The sequence below is a fragment of the Bacillus sp. DHT2 genome (assembly GCF_026241455.1).
Lineage (GTDB): Bacteria > Bacillota > Bacilli > Bacillales > Bacillaceae_G > Bacillus_A > Bacillus_A pseudomycoides.
The window spans coordinates 1-274 of sequence record NZ_JAPHWH010000100.1 but is presented as its reverse complement, the minus strand read 5'-3'; the positions used below and the strand labels follow the sequence as shown (position 1 = coordinate 274).

The 274-nt window shown below is 57.3% G+C and carries 2 tRNA genes; both read right to left on the bottom strand.

Annotation, left to right across the window (positions count from 1 at the left end):
* Positions 1-67 precede the first annotated feature (67 nt).
* A tRNA-Met gene (locus ORL93_RS31100) sits at positions 68-144 on the bottom strand.
* A 24-nt stretch (positions 145-168) separates the two neighbouring features.
* Positions 169-244: transfer RNA gene (locus ORL93_RS31095), tRNA-Val, on the bottom strand.
* Between the last annotated feature and the right edge of the window lie 30 nt (positions 245-274).

Below are 274 nucleotides of genomic sequence, written 5' to 3'. Positions count from 1 at the left end.
ACCGGGGTCGAACCGGCGATCTCCTGCGTGACAGGCAGGCATGTTAACCACTACACCACGGGACCATTGGTTGCGGGGACAGGATTTGAACCTGCGACCTTCGGGTTATGAGCCCGACGAGCTACCGAACTGCTCCACCCCGCGACGATACTATTCATATGTTATATATGGTGGAGGATGACGGGATCGAACCGCCGACCCCCTGCTTGTAAGGCAGGTGCTCTCCCAGCTGAGCTAATCCTCCAAAAGTGGTGACCCGTACGGGATTCGAACC